Genomic DNA, 3,871 nt, shown 5'->3' with positions numbered 1-3,871 from the left:
GTGCGACCACTGTCTGCTGCGGTACCTGGCCGGCGGCGGGGTGGCTCCCCGGCGCGCCTGCCGCACCCGCGGAGGGGTGCGCCCCGGGCGCTGCGGCGGCTGGCGGCATCGCGGTCGTGCGGTAGGTCTCGGGCGCACCGGCCGTGCCAGCGACGGGGTACGCCCCGGTCGCGCCGTACGCGGGGGCGGCACCGGTCCCGGTGGCCGCGCTGTGCACGGCGGATCCCTGTGCCGGGTGGGGAACGTGCTGGGCGGGGGCCGGTGCGCCCGCGGCCCCGGCCGGGTCGGCGCCCGTGTGCCCGGGCAGGTGACCGGGTCCGTGGGGCGGTTGCGTCGCCGGGCCGCCCGCGGTCTGCGGCGTCCCGGACGGCGAGGCGGCCGCGGGGAGCCGGGGGTCGGGCTTCGCCGCGGCCTCGGCGGAGGTGCGAGCCTGCTGCCCGGGGAGCGGCAGGCCGGCCCTGCGCGCGGCGCGGACCGCCTTCCAGCGGGCCACGGTGCCCAGGACGAAGACGGTGAGGACGATCAGCGCCATCAGCTCGCCGATGAACAGCCCCCAGAAGAGCCCGTAGCCGGAGAGCGACTGCGGGGCCGCGTCCGGCCAGGCGCCCGCGAGGTCGTGCGGGGCGGCGACCAGGTGCCGTATGGCGAGCGGGGCGCGGGTGAAGGCGACCGCCGTGGGCCAGGAGCCGTGGGTGAACAGGGCGGCCAGGCCGGTCGCCGTCCACACCAGCACGTTGAGGCCGAGCAGGAAGGCGAGCAGGCCGACCAGCAGCCCGTCCGGGATCCCGCCCTGGCCCGCGGACGGGGCGCGCTTGTCCTCGGGCGGCACGGTCAGGCCACCGACGACTTCGACTCGGGGTACTGGTGGTGCATAAAGGCGGTCGCCCTCTCCTCCGCTTCCAGTTCCGCCGCACGCAGGGCCTCGGACAGCTCCTCCTCGGCCATGGCGCTGGCCGACTCGGTCATGGCGCGGTCGGTGAAGACCAGCGGGCGTTCGCTCTCGGTCACCAGGTGCTTGACCACCTGGACGTTGCCGTTGACGTCCCACACCGCGATGCCGGGCGTCAGCGTCGGGATGATCTCCACCGCCCAGCGGGGCAGGCCGAGGACGCGTCCGGTGGCGCGGGCCTCGTCGGCCTTCTGGGCGTAGATGGTGCGGGTGGAGGCCATCTTCAGGATCGCGGCGGCCTCCTTGGCGGCCGCGCCGTCGACCACGTCGGACAGGTGGTGGACCACGGCGACGAAGGACAGGCCGAGGCGGCGGCCGAACTTCAGCAGCCGCTGGAAGAGCTGCGCCACGAAGGGGCTGTTGATGATGTGCCAGGCCTCTTCGACGAGGAAGATGCGCTTCTTGCGGTCCGGCCGGATCCAGGTGTGCTCCAGCCACACGCCGACGATCGCCATCAGGATCGGCATGGCGATCGAGTTGCGGTCGATGTGCGAGAGGTCGAAGACGATCAGCGGCGCGTCCAGGTCGATGCCGACCGTGGTGGGGCCGTCGAACATGCCGCGCAGGTCGCCGTCGACCAGCCGGTCGAGGACGAGGGCCACGTCCAGGCCCCAGGCGCGGACGTCCTCGGGGGCGACGTTCATCGCCTCCGCCGACTCCGGCTTGGGGTGGCGCAGCTGCTCGACGATGTCGGTGAGCACCGGCTGGCGTTCCACGATGGTCGCGTTGACGTAGGCGTGCGCCACCTTGAGGGCGAAGCCGGCGCGCTCGTCGAGACCGTGGCCCATGGCCACCTCGATGATGGTGCGCAGCAGCGCCAGCTGGCCGGTGGAGGTGATCGCCGGGTCCAGCGGGTTGAGGCGGATGCCGTGGTCGAGGGCGGCGGTGGGGTCCAGGCGGATGGGGGTTATGCCCAGTTCCTGGGCGACCAGGTTCCACTCGCCGACGCCGTCCTCGCCCTGGGCGTCCAGGACGACGACCTGCCGGTCGCGGAAGCGGAGCTGGCGCAGGACGTAGGTCTTCTCCAGCGCCGACTTGCCGTTGCCGGACTCGCCCAGCACCAGCCAGTGCGGGGCGGGCAGCTGCTGGCCGTACAGCTGGAACGGGTCGTAGATGTAGCCCTTGCCGGAGTAGACCTCGCGGCCGATGATCACACCGGAGTCGCCGAGTCCGGGTGCGGCGGTCGGCAGGTAGACGGCCTGCGCCTGGCCGGTGGAGGTGCGCACCGGCAGCCGGGTCGACTCGACCTTCCCGAACAGGAACGACGTGAAGGCTTCCGTGAGGACGGTCAGCGGGTCCCTCATCAGAGCATCAGCCCCTACCTTCGGATTCCGGTCGCGAACGGGAGCGTGTTGACGAAGGCGCGGTGGTGCTCGCGGTCGCACCACTCGAGCTTGAGGTAGGACTTGCCGGCCGACGCGCGGATGGTCCGCTTGTCCCGGGCGAGGGCCTCGGGGTTGCGGGAGGAGACGGTGATGTAACCGACCAGGTTGACGCCCGCGGCGCCGCTCGCCAGGTCCTCGCCGCGCTGGTCGAGGCGGGAGTTGGCCGCCATGTCGCGCGGGTCGACGGTGCGGTTCATCTTGGCGGCGCGGCTGGCCTCGGCGTCGTCGTTGGTCTTCTCGGTCAGCATCCGCTCGATGGCGACCTCGGTGGGCTCCAGGTCCATGGTGACGGCGACCGTGCGGATGACGTCGGGGGTGTGGACCAGGAGCGGGGCGAGGAAGTTGACGCCGACCGGGGTCATCGGCCACTCCTTGACCCAGGCGGTGGCGTGGCACCAGGGGTCGCGGGTGGACGACTCACGGGTCTTGGCCTGCAGGTAGTTCGGCTCGCGGGCGTCCAGCTCGGCCGGCCAGGCGTTGCGCTTCGACATGGCCTGGATGTGGTCGATGGGGTGGTCCGGGTCGTACATGGAGTGGATCAGCGACGACAGGCGGGCCTGGCCGAGCGGCTGGCGGACCCGGATGTCGGCCTCCTGGAGGCGCGAGCAGATGTCGGTGAGCTCCCTGGCCATCACGACGGCGAGCCCGGCGTCCTTGTCGAGCCTGCGGCCGCCGCCGCGCCGGGCGGCGCGGGCCATGGCGTGTGCCTCGGCGGCCAGTTCGCGGCTGTGCTGCATGCAGGCGACCAGGTAGGCGCGGTGCTGCTCGCTGCTGGTGGAGACCATGGACTGGAGCTGGTCGTAGGAGCGGCGCAGCCACATCGGCGAGCGTTCGTCGCCGCGCAGCGCGACGTCCTTGGCGTGCGCGTCGGGGTCGGCGGGCAGGGTGCGGGCGAGCATCTGGATGCGGGTGACGAAGCCGTCCCCGTTGGCGACGTGCTTCAGCAGGGTGCCGAAGCGGTCGACCAGCGCCTCCTGGTCCTCGCTGTCGCGCAGGCCCACGCCGGGGCCCTCGATCTCGATGGCTGCGGTGACGGTGCGCCGGTCGGCGTGCAGCAGGACGGCGATCTCGTCGGGGCCGAAGGGGGCGGACAGCCAGGTGATGCGGCCGATGCCGGGCGGCGGGCCGACCTCGACCTGGCGGCCGTCGAGCCGGGTGCCGGCCTCCATGGCGTCCGAGCGGTAGACGGCGTTGGGGCCGCGGACCGTGCGCTTGTAGCTGCGGTTGATTTCGAACCACTTGTAGAAGGTGCGGCCCTTGTACGGCACGTACACCGCGGCGATCGACAGCATGGGGAAGCCGGTCAGCAGGACGATCCGCGCGGAGAGCACGGGGACCAGCAGGCCGCACATCATGCCGAGGAACGCGCCGACGACGATCAGGGCGATCTCGCCGGTCTCCCGGTTGCGGCCGATGATCGCGTTCGGGCGGGCGCGGCCGATCAGATACGTACGGCGGGGCGTGACCGGGTGGGACACCTGCGGGTGGGTCGTCAACGCCCTTCACCTCCTGTGCGGTGGGTGCGGCTGTCAGAGGC

Annotated in this window: 2 protein-coding genes and 1 pseudogene; all 3 read right to left on the bottom strand. The window is 72.6% G+C overall.

Annotated features, from left to right (window positions below; genetic code table 11):
• Positions 1-829, bottom strand: a pseudogene (locus tag ACOV8S_RS01920) (type VI secretion protein); the annotation flags it as partial.
• A 2-nt stretch (positions 830-831) separates the two neighbouring features.
• Positions 832-2,253 (bottom strand): ATP-binding protein, encoded by a 1,422-nt coding sequence (locus ACOV8S_RS01915; protein WP_448315629.1) that lies wholly within the window; start codon positions 2,251-2,253, stop codon positions 832-834.
• Between the two features lie 14 nt (positions 2,254-2,267).
• On the bottom strand, positions 2,268-3,812 hold the full coding sequence (locus ACOV8S_RS01910) for an SCO6880 family protein (protein ID WP_448315684.1): 1,545 nt from the start codon (positions 3,810-3,812) through the stop codon (positions 2,268-2,270).
• Between the last annotated feature and the right edge of the window lie 59 nt (positions 3,813-3,871).

The sequence above is a fragment of the Streptomyces sp. CO7 genome, assembly GCF_053474865.1.
Note: the sequence above shows the minus strand (reverse complement) of the source record. Positions and strands in the feature narration are given on the sequence as shown.